This window comes from Pseudomonas sp. Irchel 3H7 (genome assembly GCF_900187605.1).
Classification (GTDB): domain Bacteria; phylum Pseudomonadota; class Gammaproteobacteria; order Pseudomonadales; family Pseudomonadaceae; genus Aquipseudomonas.
On record NZ_FYEA01000012.1, the window covers coordinates 32,448 to 50,586 of the forward strand.

General features: G+C 61.1%; 12 protein-coding genes. 11 read left to right on the top strand and 1 reads right to left on the bottom strand.

The features are described from left to right. A partial coding sequence (locus CKW38_RS29880; RefSeq protein ID WP_141232680.1) for a retention module-containing protein occupies positions 1-2,638 on the bottom strand: 2,638 nt, incomplete at its 3' end. Between the two features lie 357 nt (positions 2,639-2,995). Between CKW38_RS29880 and CKW38_RS22200 the strand changes: the two genes are divergently transcribed. From CKW38_RS22200 to CKW38_RS22250, 11 genes are all read left to right on the top strand, one after another. Beyond that, complete coding sequence (locus CKW38_RS22200; RefSeq protein WP_016985554.1) at positions 2,996-4,345, top strand: TolC family outer membrane protein; 1,350 nt, start codon at positions 2,996-2,998, stop codon at positions 4,343-4,345. A gap of 34 nt (positions 4,346-4,379) precedes the next feature. Then, positions 4,380-6,536, top strand: coding sequence for a type I secretion system permease/ATPase (locus CKW38_RS22205; RefSeq protein WP_095113879.1), 2,157 nt, complete (start codon positions 4,380-4,382; stop codon positions 6,534-6,536). Further along, positions 6,526-7,893, top strand: a complete 1,368-nt coding sequence (locus CKW38_RS22210) for an HlyD family type I secretion periplasmic adaptor subunit (protein ID WP_007918311.1) — start codon at positions 6,526-6,528, stop codon at positions 7,891-7,893. Before CKW38_RS22205 ends, CKW38_RS22210 begins: the two co-directional genes overlap by 11 nt. A gap of 360 nt (positions 7,894-8,253) precedes the next feature. Next, positions 8,254-9,150, top strand: coding sequence for a TauD/TfdA family dioxygenase (locus tag CKW38_RS22215; protein ID WP_095113880.1), 897 nt, complete (start codon positions 8,254-8,256; stop codon positions 9,148-9,150). 22 nt (positions 9,151-9,172) lie between these two features. After that, entirely contained in the window at positions 9,173-10,033 is an 861-nt protein-coding gene (locus CKW38_RS22220; protein WP_007918315.1) for an ABC transporter ATP-binding protein, read from the top strand. A 20-nt stretch (positions 10,034-10,053) separates the two neighbouring features. Continuing rightward, the gene (locus CKW38_RS22225) at positions 10,054-10,920 is read left to right on the top strand and encodes an ABC transporter permease (RefSeq protein ID WP_007918317.1); all 867 of its coding nucleotides are present in this window, start codon (positions 10,054-10,056) and stop codon (positions 10,918-10,920) included. Positions 10,921-11,122: 202 nt separating this feature from the next. Continuing rightward, positions 11,123-12,040 (top strand): LysR family transcriptional regulator, encoded by a 918-nt coding sequence (locus tag CKW38_RS22230; protein WP_016985559.1) that lies wholly within the window; start codon positions 11,123-11,125, stop codon positions 12,038-12,040. Positions 12,041-12,231: 191 nt separating this feature from the next. After that, positions 12,232-13,770 carry an MFS transporter gene (locus tag CKW38_RS22235; RefSeq protein ID WP_095113881.1) on the top strand — a complete coding sequence of 513 codons (1,539 nt, stop codon included), beginning with the start codon at positions 12,232-12,234 and terminating at the stop codon, positions 13,768-13,770. A gap of 26 nt (positions 13,771-13,796) precedes the next feature. After that, on the top strand, positions 13,797-14,867 hold the full coding sequence (locus CKW38_RS22240) for an HlyD family secretion protein (protein WP_095113984.1): 1,071 nt from the start codon (positions 13,797-13,799) through the stop codon (positions 14,865-14,867). Then, positions 14,864-16,498: an efflux transporter outer membrane subunit gene (locus tag CKW38_RS22245; protein WP_256588435.1), complete on the top strand. Its 1,635-nt coding sequence runs from the start codon at positions 14,864-14,866 to the stop codon at positions 16,496-16,498. The genes CKW38_RS22240 and CKW38_RS22245 overlap by 4 nt, the downstream gene beginning before the upstream one ends. 55 nt (positions 16,499-16,553) lie before the next feature. Further along, entirely contained in the window at positions 16,554-18,134 is a 1,581-nt protein-coding gene (locus tag CKW38_RS22250) for a glycosyltransferase family 39 protein (protein ID WP_095113882.1), read from the top strand. Positions 18,135-18,139 lie beyond the last annotated feature (5 nt).

Consider the following 18,139-nt stretch of genomic DNA (forward strand, 5'->3'; position numbering starts at 1 on the left):
TCAGTTTGACGGTGGTGGTATCGACGGTATCGGTCACGTCGGTGACGGCCGGAACGGTGCTCGGAACGAGGTTTTCGAAGTTGCCGCCGGTGGCGTCCTTGATGGTCACTTCGACTTTGCCGGCGTCTTGGTAAACGTCATCGGCTGGTGCCGGAACAGTCACGGTGCCGGTTGTTTTGCCGGCCTCAATGGTGATCACCGAGCCGTTGCTCAGGGTCACGGTGACTGGCGTGCCGGCCGGATTGGTCAGCGTGGCGGTGTAAACAATCGAACCACCCTCAGCCACGGAACCGGTTGCGCTCAGCGACAGGTTGGTGGTGTCGGCAACATCGGTAACGCTGGTCGATACCGGGGTCTTGTCGGCGACCAGATCTTCGTAATTACCACCCGAAACGCCAGTGATCGAATTCGTCAGCGGTGCGTTGCCGGTCAACGCGTCATTTGGCGCGGTGGTGGTCACGCTGCCGGTGGTTTTACCGACTTCAATGGTGATGCTCTGACCGTTGGCCAGGGTTACCACGACAGGCGAACCGGTCACCGGGGCGCCAACGGTGGCGGTGTAGGTGACGGTGCCACCTTCAGCAACCGAGGTATCAGCCGTCAGTTTCACGGTCGAGGTATCGATAGTGTCGGTCACTTCGGTCACGGCCGGGACAGTGCTCGGCAGCAGATTCTCGAAGTTGCCGCCAGTCGCATCCTTGATGGTGACTTCGACTTTGCCTGCGTCTTTATAGACATCATCGGCCGGCGCCGGAACGGTCACGGTGCCAGTGGTTTTGCCCGCGTCGATGGTGATCACCGAGCCGTTGCTCAGGGTCACGGTTACCGGCGTGCCGGCCGGATTGGTCAGGGTCGCGGTGTAAACGATCGAACCCCCTTCCGCCACGGTGCCGGTGGCCGTCAGCGACAGGTTGGTGTTGTCGATCGAGTCGGTAATGGTGGTGGTCGCTGGCGTCGTGTTCGGCACCAGGTTTTCGAAATTGCCGCCGGTAGCGCCGGTGATAGTGGTGCTGACGGTGCTGCCATTGTTGTAAACGTCGTTGGCCGCGGTCGGCACGTTGACGCTGCCGGTGGTTTTGCCGGCGTCAATGGTGATGGTCGAACCGTTCGACAGGGTGATCGTCACCGGAGTTTGCGCTGCGTTGGTCAGCGTCGCGGTGTAGGTGATCTGGCCGCCTTCGACGACGGTGCCGGTAGCGGTGAGGCTCACGCTGGTGGTGTCGACCGAGTCGGTAACCGTGGTGGTGGCTGGCGTGGTGTTTGGCACCAGGTTTTCAAAGTTGCCGCCGCTGGCGCCAGTAATGGTGGTGCTGACAGTGCCGCCATTGTTGTAGACGTCATTGGCCGCCGTCGGCACGTTGACGGTGCCGGTGGTCTGGCCAGCCTCAATGGTGATGGTCGAACCGTTCGACAGGGTGACGGTCACCGGGGTTTGCGCCGGGTTGGTCAGGGTCGCGGTGTAGGTGATCTGGCCGCCTTCGACCACTGTGCCGGTGGCAGTCAGGGTCAGGTTGGTGGTGTCGATCGAGTCGGTGATGGTGGTCACCGCTGGCGTCGGGTTCGGCACCAGGTTTTCGAAGTTGCCGCCAGTCGCACCGGTGATGGTGGTGGTGACGGTGCTGCCGTTGTTATAGACGTCGTTGGCTGGAGTCGGCACGTTGACGGTGCCGGTGGTCTGGCCGGCGCCGATGGTGATGGTCGAGCCGTTCGACAGGGTGACGGTCACCGGGGTTTGCGCCGGGTTGGTCAGGGTCGCGGTGTAGGTGATCTGGCCGCCTTCGGTGACACTCGGCCCGGCCGTCAGGGTGACGGTGGTGGTGTCGATGGTGTCGGTGACCTGGGTCGTGGCCGGAGTGGTCGGCGGGGTCACGGTGATGCCATTGCCGCCGGTGGTGCCGGTGACGGTCACGTCGATCTGGGTCGGGTCGTTATAAACGGTGTCGTTCGGCGCCAGTGGCACGTTGACGGTGCCGGTGGTTGCACCGGCCGGAATCACGATCACCGCGCCGTTGGACAGGGTGATGGTCAAGTCGGTCAGCGGCGCCTGGGTCAGGGTCGCGGTGTACACCAGCACACCGCCGGCTTCGGTGATGGACGGCGTGGCGCTGAGGCTCAGGGTCGAATCACGCAGGGCGTTGGTGGTGGTATCGGTGGTCTGGCCGCCGGTAATGTTTTGCGCAGCTTGACCGGCAGCGTTGATGCCTGCGGTCGGGAAGCCAATGGTCGGGTCAACGCGGCCAGCGGTGGCATCGAGCATCACGAAGCTGTGACCGCCACCGGCAGCACCGCCCGTGCCTGCGGCGCTTGGGCCGGCAGCAGTAGCGTCCAGCGCGGTGGTCGGGTCGACACCGGCGGCGATGGCTTGCTGCAGTTCGGCTACCGACGGCGCTGCCTGCGCGGTGGCTTCGGCCAAATCAGTGCTGGAGTCGGGCGCGTTGGCGCTCCACTGAGTTTCACGGCCCAGATCAAGGGTGCGGCCATCGGCCAATTCAAGCGACACGGCGCCGGAGAGGCCGGTGTCGATCTGGTCGCCGACAAACAGACGATCGCCTTCAACGAGTACGCGACGCACGCCCTCTGGGGACACCACGAATACCTGACCGACAATGCTTTTGACGATGGCAACAACACTGCTCATTGAAGACTCTCCGGGTGTCACGTTCAGTTGACTTCCATGGACCTGACGGCATGGGCGCCGATTCAGTCTGGACGTACTTTAAAAATTTGCGAAACAAGTTTGACGCGTCTTTTCGTCAATAATTTGGCTAGATTCTTTCGCTATTAACTTTATGCCAAACTATTGACCTTCTGGGTGCCATCCTAAACAATCGCCCCACTAATGTCACATTGATATTTCCGCGGCGACCTGTCCTTCAGCGTGTGATCCAGTTCCTGTTTTGAACTTTCCGACATACGGTCAATCTGGTTGCCATCATCCGACGCAGCGCCACGTTTTGCTGTGATTCAAGACAAGAAGTTCTGGGAAATTCCTATCATGCGTTCGCCCCTGCTTTTCGCCGTACCCTTCGCCCTCGCCGCCTCTTTTGTACAAGCACAATCCTTACCAGAAGCCATGCAGCAGGCACTGGATGTCCATCCGGAAATCCAGGCAGGGGTCAACAGTCGTTTGGCTGCGGATTATCAGTTAAGAGCGGCAAAAGGTGGATACCTGCCGAAGGTCGATCTGCTCGGCGGTTATGGCCGTGAGGGTACCGACAGCGTCACCACCCGCGCCAATTCCGGTAACCACTACGAAACCCTGAATCGTAGCGAGTCAAGTTTACGTCTCTCGCAAATGGTCTTTGACGGTTTTGCGACGTCCAGCGAGGTCGGGCGTCAACAAGCCACCGTCAACTCCCGCGCTTACTCGTTGCTCGGTACTTCCGAGCGCACCGCGCTGACCGTCGCCCAGGTCTACCTGGATGTGCTGACCCGGCGCGAATTCGTGCGTCTGGCCGAGGACAACCTCAAGAGCCACCAGCGCATCTACGACCAGATCCAGTTGCGCACCCAGCGTGGCGTCGGCAGCGGTGCCGACCTCGATCAGGCCGAAGCGCGAATGGCTCAGGCCCGTAACAACCTGATCACCGAGCAGACCAACCTCGCCGACTCGGAAACCAACTTCCTCAGCGCCGTCGGCCAGATGCCCGATCAGCTCGAGCGTCCGGCGCCGTTCATGGCGATGATGCCGGCCAACCTCAATGAAGCCCGCCAGCAGATGCTGGAAAACAGCCCGATCCTGCGTTCGGCCGAGTCCGACATCGCCGCCGCCGAGAAGCAATACGAAACCGCCAAGTCGACCTTCTACCCACGTTTCGACGCCGAACTGGGTCGCACCGCCGACAACGATCTCGACGGCCAGAACGGTCACAACAACGAATGGCAAGCCATGCTGCGCATGCGCTTCAACCTCTATTCCGGTGGCAGCAACAAGGCCGATCTGGAATCCAAGTCGTACCTGTCGAACCAGGCTTTGGATATTCGCAACAACGCCCTGCGTCAGTTGAACGAAGAGCTGGGCCTGGCCTGGAACGCCTTGAACAACGCTAACGCGCAGGTGCCGATCGCGCAGCAATACGTCGATCACAGCACCTCGGTGCGCACCGCCTACCAGCGTCAGTTCAGCCTCGGTGAACGAACTCTGCTTGATTTGCTCGACAGCGAAAACGAGTTGTTCACCGCTTCGCGGCGTCTGGCTGAAATCAAAAACATTCAGTTATTTACTCAGTACCGAATCAAGGCGACCATGGGCGAGCTGCTCAGAAGCCAGGGAGTGGTCGCACCGTTGGCATCCGTTGTGCAAAACGACGTCAAGCCCAAGGTCCAGCTGCCTGGGATGAATTGAGTTATCCCTTTTCAACTGTCAAAGAGTGTCGAGCGTGGAATCAGAAGTCAGTCGAGTTCAACTCAGTCATGATCCACGCGCGCTGCACGACGATCCGTTACTGGACGGTCTGCTCGCCCTTTGCATGCTGCACCAGAAGCCCGCCAGCGCGGCGATGCTGACCACCGGACTGCCGCTGCCCAAACAACGCCTGAGTGTCGAGTTGCTGCCCCGCGCGGCAGCTCGCGCCGGCCTGCAAGGTCGGGTATTGCAGCGCAAACTGGAAGAAATTCCGGCGATCGCCATGCCGGCCTTGCTGCTGCTCAAGGATGGCCGCAGCGCTGTCCTGCTCGGCTGGCAGGGTGACAATGAAGCCCGGGTGCTGCTCAGCGAAACCGACGGCGGCGAGTCGATTGTCAGCCGTGAATTGCTGACCGACGATTACACCGGCAAAGTCTTCTTCGCCCAGCCGCAACACAAATTCGACGTCAACCACGGCACGCTGATTCCGCGTGCGCGCTCGTGGTTCCGCGACACCCTCAAGCGTTCGCGCTGGCTGTACGCCGATGCGATTGCCGCGAGTTTCCTGATCAACATCATCGCCATGGCCGCGCCGCTGTTCGTGATGAACGTCTACGATCGCGTGGTGCCGAACCAGGCCGAAGCGACCCTGTGGGTTCTGGCGTTGGGCATCACCGGCGCCTACATCTTTGACCTGATCCTCAAGAGTCTGCGCGCCCTGTGCCTGGATCTGGCCGGGAAGAAAACCGACCTGATCATCTCCGCGACGCTGTTCGAGCGCATCGTCGGCATGGCGATGAAATACCGTCCGGCGCGAGTCGGCAGCTTCGCGCAGAACATCCACGAATTTCAGAGCCTGCGCGACTTCCTCGCCTCGCTGACCCTGACCAGCCTGATCGACCTGCCGTTCACCATCCTGATCTTCATCGTCATCGCCATTCTCGGCGGGCATCTGGTGTGGATTCCGGTGCTGGCGTTCCCGATTGCCCTGCTGATCGGCTACGCCTTGCAGAAGCCGCTGGTGGCGACCATGGAGCGCACCATGGCCCTTGGCGCCGAGCGCCAGTCGAGCCTGATCGAAACCCTCGCCGGTCTCGACGCGGTGAAGGTCAATAACGCGGAGAGCGAACGCCAGTACCAGTGGGAACAGACCATCGGCACCCTCAGCCGCCTCGAGCTGCGGGTGAAAATGCTCTCCGGCCTGGCGATGAACATCACCCTGCTGATCCAGCAACTGGCCGGGGTGATCATGATCGTCTTCGGCGTGTACCAGATCATCGCCGGCAACCTGAGCATGGGCGGTCTGATTGCCTGCTACATGCTCAGCGGTCGCGCACTGAGCCCGTTGGCCTCGCTGTCGGGTCTGTTGACCCGTTATCAGCAAGCCCGCGTGACCATGACCTCGGTCGACCAGATGATGGAGTTGCCGCAAGAGCGCAATTTTGAAGAGCGCCCGCTGAGCCGCAAGGTTTTGCAAGGCGCGATCGAGTGCCGCCAGCTCAGCTTCACTTACCCGGAACAACAGAACCCGGCGCTGAAGAACATCAATCTGGTGATTCGTCCCGGCGAGAAGATCGGCATCATCGGCCGCAGCGGCTCGGGCAAGAGTTCGCTGGCGAAATTGCTGGTCGGCCTGTATCAGCCGGACGACGGCGCGCTGCTGGTCGACGGTGTGGATATCCGTCAGATCGACGTCAGCGAACTGCGCTACAACATTGGCTACGTGCCGCAAGACATCCAACTGCTGGCCGGCACCCTGCGTGACAACCTCGTCTCCGGCGCCCGTTATGTAGAAGACGAGCTCGTCCTGCAAGCCGCCGAACTGGCCGGCGTCCACGAATTCGCCCGTCTGCATCCACAAGGTTACGAGCTGCAAGTCGGCGAGCGCGGGCAGAACCTCTCCGGTGGTCAACGGCAGAACGTCGCACTGGCCAGGGCGCTGTTGCTCAATCCGCCGATCCTGCTGATGGACGAGCCGACCAGTGCGATGGACAACACCGGTGAAGAACGCCTCAAGCAACGCCTCGCCGCGGTGATTGAAAACAAGACCGTGGTGCTGGTGACGCACCGGGCTTCACTGTTGTCGCTGGTCGATCGTCTGCTGGTGATCGACCGTGGACAAATTCTCGCCGATGGCCCGAAAGCCGCCGTGATGGAAGCGTTGAAGAAGGGGCAGATCAGTGTTGCTTAAGTCGGGTTTCAAGGATTCGATCCGTCGCTACTTCAAAGGCTCGGCATCACTGCAGGGTCAGCCACTGCCGGAGGTCAACAAAGCGCTGATCGAGGACGCCCCGCGCGTCGTGCGCCTGACCATCTGGGCGATCATCGGCTTCTTTATCTTTCTGCTGCTGTGGGCCAACTTCGCCGTGATCGACGAAGTGACCAAGGGCGACGGCAAAGCGATTCCGTCGTCGAAGATCCAGAAAATCCAGAACCTTGAGGGCGGGATCATCTCCGAACTGTTCGTCAAGGAAGGCCAGATTGTCGAAGCCGGTGCACCGCTGATTCGTCTAGACGACACGCGATTTGCGTCAAACGTCGGTGAAACCGAAGCCGATCGCCTGTCGATGCTGCTGCGCGTAGAACGCCTCAGCGCCGAGGTCGATGACCGTCCGCTGAATTTCCCCGAGGACGTGCTCAAAGCCGTGCCCGGTCAGGCGAAAAGCGAAGAGTCGCTGTACATCAGCCGCCGTCAGCAGTTGCACGACGAGATTGGTGGTTTGCAGGAGCAGTTGATTCAGCGTCAGCAAGAGCTGCGCGAATTCGCCTCCAAGCAAGCGCAGTATCGTCAGCAGCTCGGTTTGCAGCGCCAGGAAATCAACATGTCCGAGCCGCTGGTGGCGCAGGGCGCGGTGTCCCCGGTGGAGGTCTTGCGTCTGAAGCGTGCCGAGGTGGAAACCCGTGGTCAGCTGGATGCAACGACGCTGGCCATTCCCCGTGCCGAATCGGCGATCAAGGAAGTTCAGCGCAAGATCGACGAGACGCGCGGCAAGTTCCGCAGCGAAGCGCTGACCCAACTCAACGAAGCACGCACCGACCTGAACAAGGCCAGCGCGACCGGCAAGGCACTGGAGGACCGCGTCAGCCGCACGCTGGTGACATCGCCGGTGCGCGGCATCGTCAACAAGTTGCTGGTCAACACCATCGGCGGCGTGATCCAGCCGGGCAGCGACATGGTCGAAATCGTACCGCTAGACGACACACTACTGGTCGAAGCCAAGATCCGCCCGCAAGACATTGCCTTCCTGCATCCGGGGCAGGAAGCGATCGTCAAGTTCACCGCCTACGACTACACCATTTACGGCGGGCTCAAAGCCAAGCTTGAGCAGATTGGTGCCGACACCATTACCGACGAAGACAAGAAAACCACGTACTACATCATCAAGGTGCGTACTGAGCGCAGCCACTTGGGTACCGATGAAAAGCCGTTGCTGATCATCCCGGGGATGGTCGCGTCGGTGGACATCATTACCGGCAAGAAGTCGGTGTTGAGTTATCTGCTCAAACCGATCATCCGTGCGCGGGCAGAGGCGTTGCACGAGCGCTAGATCTTCAGCGCTGCTGACGGCCTCTTCGCGAGCAGGCTCACTCCTACAGTAACCGCATTTCTCCAGAGGAATGCGATCCCTGTAGGAGTGAGCCTGCTCGCGATAGCGGCAGCCCAAACACCACATCTCTGTCAGGAAGTGACAAAAACCGTCACTCACCACTCAGTCCATTCCGCACCAATCGCCATATCGTTATTCATTAACGGTATTTAATTTCCGATTCTTATAGCTATAAAGTCATCCCCCTGCGTACCTGCCGACCAATCGGCGCGCCGCACGACCTGAACCAACACGCAATCCAGCGTGAGTGTCTGATCGACGAGCGCGCCCGTGAGCGCGCCGTGCGTGGGAGATGGAAAGATGTCCGCAGCTACTGCTTCCCCAAGCGCCGCGACCGCCGCGCCGCAATCCTTTGAAATCCGCCCGTTCAGCGGTGCCGTCGGCGCCGAGATCATTGGCCTTGACCTCAGCCGGCCGATCAATGATCAGGACTTTGCGCGCATTCATCGCGCGCACCTGGATCACCACGTCGTGGTATTTCGCGACCAGCAAATCACCCCGCAACAGCAAATCGACTTCAGCCGCCGCTTCGGCGTGTTGCAGATCCATGTGCTCAAGCAGTTCCTGCTGGCCAACCACCCGGAAATCCTCATCGTTTCCAACATCGTCGAAAACGGCCAGAACATCGGCCTCGGCGATGCCGGCAAGTTCTGGCACTCCGACCTCTCTTATAAAGAGCTGCCGAGCCTCGGTTCGATGCTCCACGCGCAGGAGTTGCCGTCCGAGGGTGGCGACACCCTGTTCGCCGATATGCACAAAGCCTGGGACAGCTTGCCCGAGGCATTGCGCAAAGCGGTCGAAGGCCGCAGCGCTGCGCATTCCTACACGGCGCGCTACAGCGAAACCAAATTCGAAGGCAACTGGCGCCCGACCCTGACCCCGGAGCAACTGGCCCAGGTCGCGGAAGTGGTGCACCCGGTGGTGCGTACGCACCCGGAAAACGGCCGCAAGGCGTTGTTCGTCAGCGAAGGTTTCACCACACGCATCGTCGGCCTGCCGGAGGACGAGAGCCAGCAGCTGCTGAGCGAGCTGTACGCCCACAGCGTGCTGCCGCAGAACATCTACCGCCATCAGTGGCAGCCCCACGATCTGGTGTTCTGGGACAACCGTTCGCTGATCCATCTCGCCGCCGGCTGCCCGGCGCACCTGCGCCGCAAGCTGTACCGCACGACCATTCAGGGCGACGCGCCTTTCTGATTCGCCGGAGATTGATCAAAAAATGAACGCTCCCTTGCCAGGCCACGCGGCCAGCAACCCGATCGCCCGCAGCGACGCGTTGCTGGCGGTCGATCATGTCAGCCTCGAATACCGCACGCCGCAACGCGTGGTGCGTGCCACCCACCAAGTCAGTTTTGAAATTGATCCGGCCGATCGCTACGTGCTGCTCGGCCCGTCCGGTTGCGGCAAATCCACGTTGCTGAAGGCGGTCGCCGGGTTCATTCAACCGTGCGAAGGCGAGATCCGTCTGCAAGGCCAGCGCGTCGACGCGCCGGGGCCGGACCGCATCGTAGTGTTTCAGGAATTCGATCAACTGCCGCCGTGGAAAACCGTCAAACAGAACGTGATGTTTCCGCTGCTTGCATCACGCACCCTGAAGAAAAAAGAAGCCGAAGAGCGTGCGCTGCACTATCTGGAAAAGGTCGGACTGGCGGCATTCGCCGATGCCTATCCGCACACCTTGTCCGGCGGCATGAAAGCGCGCGTGGCGATTGCCCGGGCGTTGGCGATGCAGCCGAAAATCCTCTTGATGGACGAACCGTTCGCCGCACTCGATGCGCTGACCCGCCGCAAGATGCAGGAAGAGTTGCTGCTGCTCTGGGAAGAGGTGCGCTTCACTCTGCTGTTCGTCACCCACTCGATTGAAGAGGCGCTGGTGGTCGGTAATCGCATCCTGCTGCTGTCGCCGCATCCCGGCCGAGTGCGCGCCGAAGTGCACAGCCATCAATACGATCTGCACAGCCTCGGTGGCGTGGCGTTTCAGGAATCGGCGCGGCGCATTCATCGTTTGTTGTTCGATGAAGGCCAGTCGCCGGAAACCGAGCGTGACCACGACTTCAATGACATTCGCATTGCCTATTGAGCGGCCAGGAGGATTACCCGATGAGCCATTCATCATCTGTGCGTGAAGAGTTTGAAATTGTTCTGGAGCCGCTGACTGAAGTGCCGGTCGAGCGGGAGTTGTCGCTCGGCACGCGGCTGTGGCAACAGGGCTGGCTGCGTAAAGGCCTGATCCTGATTGTGCTCGCAGTCGTGTGGGAAGTGGTCGCGCGGATTCAGAACAACGACCTGATGCTGCCGAGTTTCTTGCAGACCAGCCATGCGTTGTTCGACGGGCTGCTCAGTGGTGAGTTATTGGCCAAGGTGTGGATATCGCTGGTGGTGCTGATCAAGGGTTATCTGATCGGCATCGTTTTGGCGTTCGCCCTGACCACGTTGGCCGTATCGACGCAGTTGGGCCGTGATCTGCTGAGCACGATGACTTCGATGTTCAACCCGTTGCCGGCGATTGCCCTGCTGCCATTGGCGCTGCTGTGGTTTGGCCTGGGGCAGAACAGCCTGATTTTCGTGCTGGTGCATTCGGTGTTGTGGGCGTTGGCGCTGAACACCTATGCCGGGTTCCTCGGGGTTTCCGAAACCCTGCGCATGGCGGGTCGCAACTATGGTCTGAAGGGTTTGCGACTGGTGCTGTTCATCCTGATCCCGGCGGCGCTGCCGTCGATTCTGGCGGGGCTGAAGATTGGCTGGGCGTTTGCCTGGCGCACGTTGATTGCGGCGGAACTGGTGTTTGGCGCGACCAGTGGCAAGGGCGGGTTGGGCTGGTACATCTTCCAGAACCGTAATGAGCTGTACACCGACAAGGTGTTTGCCGGGTTGGCGGTGGTGATTTTGATCGGGTTGCTGGTGGAGAATCTGGTGTTCGATACGCTGGAGCGGGTGACCGTTAAGCGGTGGGGGATGCAGCGGTAACTCTGTGGCGTTGCGTCTGGCCTCATCGCGAGCAGGCTCACTCCTACAAGGGATCTGCGTAGTACACAAAATCTGTAGACACTGAAGATCCAATGTAGGAGTGAGCCTGCTCGCGATAGCGTCAGTCATGCCAGCGCCATACTTGAAGGATGTTTGCTAGCATTGCGCCCAGATCAATCCTGATCAGCCATGAGTGCTCAGCATGCAACTCCCGGACATGAACCTTCTGGTCGCCCTTGACGCCTTGCTCGACGAGGGCAGTGTGGTCGGCGCCGCGCGGCGGATGAACCTCAGCCCGGCCGCCATGAGCCGAACCCTGACGCGGATCCGCGAAGCGATCGGTGATCCGATCCTCGTGCGTGCTGGACGTGGCTTGGTGCCAACCCCCAAAGCGCTGGAGTTGCGCGAGCAGGTGCGCGATGTGGTCGAGCAGGCCGCGCTGCTGTTCCGCTCGGCCGACTCGGTGGAACTGGGCACGCTGCGCCGGCGCTTCAGCATCCGCGCCAATGACTTCTTCATCGGCGTCTACGGCGGCAAGCTGTTCGACACCCTCGATCAACTGGCGCCGCACTGTGAGTTGCGCTTCGTCCCGGAAGGCGATGGCGACGATGAAGCCCTGCGTGAAGGGCGCATCGATTTGAGCGTCAGTAATACCCGCCCTGTCACTCCTGAAGTCAAAGTGCAGAATCTGTTTTCGACGCACTTCGTGGGACTGGTGCGAGAAGATCATCCATTGCTCGACGGTGAAATCACTGCCGAGCGCTATGCCGGGTTTTCCCACATCAGCATGTCGCGCCGCGGCATCGCTCGCGGCCCGATTGATACCGCGCTGAATGCGCTGGGTCTGGAGCGGCGCGTCGCGGTGATCGCGCCGAGTTTCCATGCGGCGATGTTTGCGTTGCCTGATTCCGACCTGATCCTGCCGGTTCCCAAAGAAGCTCTGCTGAGTGTGCGCCGGCTCGGTTTGAAACTGCGCTCATTCGACCTGCCAATCCCGTTGCCGACGTTGATGCTGACTCAAGCCTGGCACCCTCGATTCGACAAGGACCCCGCGCACCGCTGGCTGCGCGAAACCCTCAAGGCCTGTTGCGACGAAACCTGGCTGGCTGCACAACCCTAAAGATCAAAAGATCGCAGCCTTCGGCAGCTCCTACATTGGAATGCATATCCCTGTAGGAGCTGCCGAAGGCTGCGATCTTTTGCTTTTAATGATTGTGTCTGGCGCACTTATAACCTGCCAATAAGTCAATTTTCGTCATTGCCAAGCCCGACTAAGATGCTCCGGTATTTTTCCCTCCGGAGTGTGTATTCATGACATCCCTGTCGGCTGCGGTGCCCATCGCTGCGGCCAGCCCGGCGACGGCGGCCGCGCCACCGGTGTTCGGGGCGCGGATCATCATTGGCCTGGTCGGCGTGCTGCTGGCGGTGCTGGTGTCGGGCCTCAACGAGATGGTCACCAAGGTGGCCCTGGCCGACATCCGTGGCGGGTTGCACATCGGTTACGACGAAGGCACCTGGCTGGTCGCCAGCTACACCGCCACCTCGGTCGCGGCCATGGCCTTCGCGCCGTGGTGTTCGGTGACCTTCTCGCTGCGCCGCTTCACCCTTTGCGCGATCGGTCTGTTCACCTTGCTCGGCGTGCTGTGTCCATTCGCGCCGAACTACGAAAGTCTGCTGCTGATGCGCATCCTGCAAGGTCTGGCCGGTGGCGCATTGCCGCCGATGCTGATGACCGTGGCCCTGCGTTTTCTGCCCGCCAATATCAAACTCTATGGCTTGGCCGGCTACGCACTGACGGCGACATTCGGCCCCGGCCTCGGCACGCCGCTGGCCGGGTTGTGGACTGAATACGTCGGCTGGCAGTGGACGTTCTGGCAAATCATCGTGCCTTGTCTGATCGCCATGACGATGGTCGCATGGGGCATCCCGCAGGACCCGCTGCGTTTGGAACGCCTCAAATCGTTCAACTGGAAAGGCCTGCTGCTGGGTTTTCCAGCGATCTGCATGCTGGTGATCGGTTTGCTGCAAGGTAATCGGCTGGACTGGTTCGAGTCGAGCCTGATCTGCGGATTGCTCGGCGCCGGTTCGCTGCTGCTGGTGGCGTTTCTGATCAACGAGTGGTCGCAGCCGATTCCGTTTTTCAAATTGCAGATGCTCGGTATCCGCAACCTGTCGTTCGCCTTGATGACCCTGGCCGGTGTGCTGTTAGTTCTGCAGGCGGTGGTGTTGATTCCGTCGAGTTATCTGGCGCAGGTGCAGGGTTATCGCCCGGCGCAGACCGCACCGATCATGCTGATCGCCGCTTTGCCGCAACTGATTGCGCTGCCGTTGGTGGCAGCGTTGTGCAACCTGCGCTGGGTCGATTGCCGCTGGGTGCTTGGCATGGGTTTGAGCATGTTGACGCTGTCCTGCCTGGGCGGATCGCTGCTGACTTCAGAATGGATTCGCGACAATTTCTACGTCCTGCAATGGCTGCAGATCTTCGGTCAGCCGATGTCGGTGTTGCCGCTATTGATGTTGTCCACCGGCAGTATCCAGCCGCAGGACGGGCCGTTCGCCTCCGCGTGGTTCAACACGGTGAAAGGCTTGGCGGCCGTGGTCGCTACCGGGGTGATCGAAGCGCTGACCACCGCGCGTCTGCATTTCCATTCGACCATGCTGGTCGACAGCCTCGGCAATTCGCCGCTGGCCGACCGCAGCGATCCGGGCCTCGCCCATCGCCTGCACGAACAGGCCGTGGTGCTGACTTCTTCCGATCTCTATGTGTGCATGGCCGGCGTCGCGGTGGCGTTGATCCTGCTGATTTTCTGGCTGCCGACGCGGATCTTTCCGCCGCGCGCGCCGACCTGATCGCTGTACTGAAACAGAAGGTTTTTATGACGACTCAAGCAAAGCAAAAACTCGCGGTGGCCATCGCCGCCGCACTGGCGGTCGGCGTGCTGGTTTACCTGGCGCTGCCCGGCGTGTTTGGCAAACGTACTCAGCAAAACACCAACGACGCCTTTGTCTCCGCCGACTACACGCTCGTCGTGCCGCGCGTGGCCGGGTTTATCAAGGAAGTCTTGGTGGAGGACAACCAGCAGGTCAAAGCCGGGCAGTTGCTGGCGCTGATCGATGATCGCGATTTGCGCGCTTCAGCCGAGGCGGCGGATGCGCAAACCCTGGTCGCGCGGGCACAGTTGCAGAATGCCAAAGCGACGCTGGAGCGCCAGACTTCGGTAATTGCTCAGGCGCAAGCTGCGGTGGTCTCAGCCAAGGCTGAAATGGCTTTCGCTCAACAGGAATTGAATCGCTACAACCATCTCGCCGGCGTCGGCGCCGGTACTGTGCAAAACGCGCAACAGGCGCGCACGCGCATCGATCAGGCCACGGCTCATCTCGACACCGCCACGGCGAAGCTGGCGGCAGAGCGCAAGCAAGTCGACATCCTCACCGCTCAACGTGACGCCGCCGAAGGCAGTCTGAAACACGCGCAAGCGGCACTGGAAATCGCCAGTTTCGAACTTTCCTACACGCGCATCGCCGCGCCGCAGGATGGCATGATCGGCGAGCGCGCCGTGCGCGTCGGCGCCTATGTGACGCCGGGCAGCAAGCTGCTCGCGGTTGTGCCGTTGCAGCGGGCTTATGTCGTGGCGAATTTTCAGGAGACGCAACTGACGGATGTGCAGCCGGGGCAAGAGGTGCAGGTGCGCGTCGACAGCCTTGGTGGTGAAGCCTTGAGCGGTCGCGTGGAAAGTATTGCGCCAGCCACAGGCGTGACCTTTGCGGCGGTGAAACCGGATAACGCCACGGGTAATTTCACCAAGGTGGTGCAGCGGATTCCGGTGAAGATCATGCTGGAACCGGGTCAGCCGCTCGCCGAGCGGTTGCGCGTGGGGATGTCGGTGGAGGCGAGTATTGATACGCGCAGTTCAGAGAAATCCGTGCGTGAGGTGACCCAGCGATGATGGGTGGTAATTCGACTGGCCTCATCGCTGGCAAGCCTGCTCCCACAGGTTCCGTCGGTGGGGCTGAACAATTTGGACAACCTGCACAATCCCTGTGGGAGCTGGCTTGCCAGCGATGGGGTCAGTGGCGGCCACTCATTTTCAGCGCCTTGGTGACAGCAAGCCTCACCGCCTGCACCGTCGGCCCAGACTTCCAGAAACCCGAAGCCACACAAATCGCCGACTGGACTAAGCCGGCCAAGTCAGCCCCCAGCCAAGCTGTCAGCGAACCCCTCAACGAACGATGGTGGGAGGTCTTCCACGACGCGCAACTCTCCGCACTCACTCAGCGTGCGGTGCAGAGCAACCTCGACCTGCAACTGGCCAGCAGCCGTCTGCAGCAAAGCCGCGCCGCCCGCCAGGTGATCACCGCTGACCGTTATCCGAGCACCGCCGCCACGGGCAGTTACGCGCGCAAACGCAACAGCAGCGAGGGCCTGAACGACCCGTCCGGACACAACGGCGATTCCGCCTTCAACCTGTGGGACGCCGGTTTCTCCGCCTCATGGGAACTGGATTTCTGGGGCCGCGTACGTCGCGAAACCGAAGCCGCCGATGCAAACCTCGAAGTCGCCGAAAACGACCGTCGCGGGGTGTTATTGGCCGTACTCGCTGACACGGCGCAAAACTACATTCAGCTGCGCGGTGTACAAAACACCCGCGCCGTCACCGAGCAGAACCTCGACGTCGCCCGCCATAGCCTGAAGCTCTCGCAACTGCGTCTGGCCGACGGTGTGGCGACTGACCTCGACGTCGCCGAAGCCGCCGCGCAAGTCGCCGCGATCGAATCGCGATTGCCGGCGCTGGAGCAACGTCAATCGCAGTTGATCAACGCGATCAGCTTGCTGATGGGCGAACCGCCACAGGCATTGGCTAAGGAGTTATCCACAGACGCCGCCGTGCCGCAGTCGCCGCTGCAAGTCGCCATCGGTCTGCCGTCACAACTTGCCGAACGCCGCCCGGACATCCGTCAGGCCGAAGCGCGCCTGCATGCTGCTACCGCCAATATCGGTGTAGCCAAAGGCGACTTCTATCCGCGCATCACCCTGTCGGGCAACCTCGGCTCGCAAGCCATGCAACTCAGCGACTTTGGCTCGTGGGGTTCACGCGCCTTCGGCATCGGCCCGCAATTCAGTCTGCCGCTGTTCGATGGCGGACGCCTGCGCGGCATGCTGCAACTGCGCGAAGCGCAACAACAGGAAGCGGCGATCGGCTACCAGCAAACCGTGCTGCGTGCCTGGCATGAAATCGACGATCAACTGACCGTCTACAACGCCAGCCAGCGCCGCCGCGACAGCCTCGCCGAAGCCGTCCGCCAGAACCAGATCGCCCTGCGCACCGCGCAACAGCAATACGTCGAAGGTGTGGTCGATTTCGTCAACGTCCTCACCGTGCAAAGCGCGCTGCTGGCAACGCAGGAACAGTGGGTGGAGAGTTCGACCGGCGTTTCGCTGGCGATGGTCGGGTTGTACAAGGCGTTGGGTGGGGGATGGCAGTCGGTTTACCCGGAAGGGCAAATGGCGGCAATGACGCCGGGCGTCGTGAAAGCACAAACCGACATCGACGGTTCTGCCGTGGCTGACCTAAAGTGATGGGCAGGCTGGCGCGTCATACTCTCGTGGCGCTGCGGCGCGGCAAGAGGCAGCAATGGCGGCGAACAGAGTCACGCCAATGGGCGACACGCAAGATCCGTTTGCCGCGCCCGGCTCCTGGTTCGGCAGCCTGCGTTGGGTGCGCTGGGTAAAAAATCACTGGCTCTGGCCGATCCTGGCGCTGGCCGCATTCGTGCGTTTTTATGATCTGACCGCGGCAGCGATCTGGGGCGATGAAGGTTCCAGTCTGCTGCTGGGGCGCTATTCGCTGAGTGAAATTTGGCAGCACGCGGCATTCGATGTGCATCCGCCGCTGTACTTCATGCTGCTGCATGGCTGGGTCGAATTGTTCGGGGACGGCATTCTGGCGGTCCGCTCTCTCAGTGCGCTGGCCGGCATTGCGGCGGTGGGGCTGGGCGTGTGGCTGGTGGATCGCCTGGCCACCCGTCGCGCAGCGTTCATCGCCGGTGTGTTGCTGGCGCTGTTGCCGACCGCGGTGCGCTACAGCCAGGAAGTGCGCATGTACGCGCTGCTCGGGGCGCTGCTGCTCGCCGCGAGCCTGGCGCTGGTCTACTGGATCCGCCGCCCGCAACGCCAGCGCTATCTGGTGTATTACCTGCTGCTGATGAGCGCGGCGCTCTACACCCACTATTTCGCCGTGCTCGCGGCGCTGTGTCACTGGCTTTATCTGATCGCGATCCGCGTACAGCGTGGTTACCGGTTCCGGCACATCCAGCGCTGGAACTGGTGGCTGGCGAACCTGACCATCGTTACTTTGTATCTGCCTTGGCTGCCCAACCTGCTTGATTTGACGCAGCACATGCAGCAGCTTGAGGCCGGTGGCGATGTCGGTTGGGAGCCTGCCGTTACGTTGAGTTCGCTGCCGTCGATGATCTGGTTATGGTTGATTCAGGATGACGGTGAAAGTTTGCCGTGGCTGATTTTCGCGGCGTTGCCGCTGGCGATGCTGGGGCTGGCAGTCATCGCGGTGATGCGCGATCGCAGTGTGTCGCGCGGCAGTGTTCTGCTGGCGCTGTACACCGGGCTGCCGCTATTGCTGGTGTATCTGGTGTCGTTCATTACGCCGGTATTCATTGAGCGTTATCTGACGGCGTATGCCCTTGGCTTGCCGATGCTGACGGCGTTGGCCATCGACCGTTTGTACAGCCGCGTGCGGATGTTGGCATTGGCAGTGCTGGTGTCGCTGATCGCCGTGGAACTGGTCGGCGTAAACAACAACGCCACGGTCGACACGCATGATCAACTCGACACGGTCGTGAAGTACGTCAACCAGCATTTCCTTCCCGGTGACCGCATCGTCACCAGCGACATGCTCTGGTATCTGAGCTACGTCTACTACGATCGCACCGGGGCGCAGGTGCGCCTCTTCACTCCACCGAATGCCGATGGCCAATCGACGCGGCCAAATGAGTACGGGTTCGGCACGCTGGTAACGAGTGATGTCTATCTGAACAGCCTGACCGAGCTGCCAGCCGGAGGCCGGGTCTGGCTGGTCGGAACCGTCGATGAGCCACAAGAGTTCTCACCGCTACCTGCGACCTGGCAGACCAGCGCTGAAGTCCACGCGGGCGGGATGCAAGCACGCTTGTTCGTGCCCAAACCTGCGGGTGAATAGGCGGG

Coding starts and splice junctions, on each gene's coding strand:
- CKW38_RS22240 (WP_095113984.1), top strand. CDS start 13,797: ATGACGACTCAAGCAAAGCAAAAACTCGCGGTGGCCATCGCCGCCGCA.
- CKW38_RS22250 (WP_095113882.1), top strand. CDS start 16,554: ATGGCGGCGAACAGAGTCACGCCAATGGGCGACACGCAAGATCCGTTT.
- CKW38_RS22245 (WP_256588435.1), top strand. CDS start 14,864: ATGATGGGTGGTAATTCGACTGGCCTCATCGCTGGCAAGCCTGCTCCC.
- CKW38_RS22235 (WP_095113881.1), top strand. CDS start 12,232: ATGACATCCCTGTCGGCTGCGGTGCCCATCGCTGCGGCCAGCCCGGCG.
- CKW38_RS22215 (WP_095113880.1), top strand. CDS start 8,254: ATGTCCGCAGCTACTGCTTCCCCAAGCGCCGCGACCGCCGCGCCGCAA.
- CKW38_RS22220 (WP_007918315.1), top strand. CDS start 9,173: ATGAACGCTCCCTTGCCAGGCCACGCGGCCAGCAACCCGATCGCCCGC.
- CKW38_RS22200 (WP_016985554.1), top strand. CDS start 2,996: ATGCGTTCGCCCCTGCTTTTCGCCGTACCCTTCGCCCTCGCCGCCTCT.
- CKW38_RS22225 (WP_007918317.1), top strand. CDS start 10,054: ATGAGCCATTCATCATCTGTGCGTGAAGAGTTTGAAATTGTTCTGGAG.
- CKW38_RS22230 (WP_016985559.1), top strand. CDS start 11,123: ATGCAACTCCCGGACATGAACCTTCTGGTCGCCCTTGACGCCTTGCTC.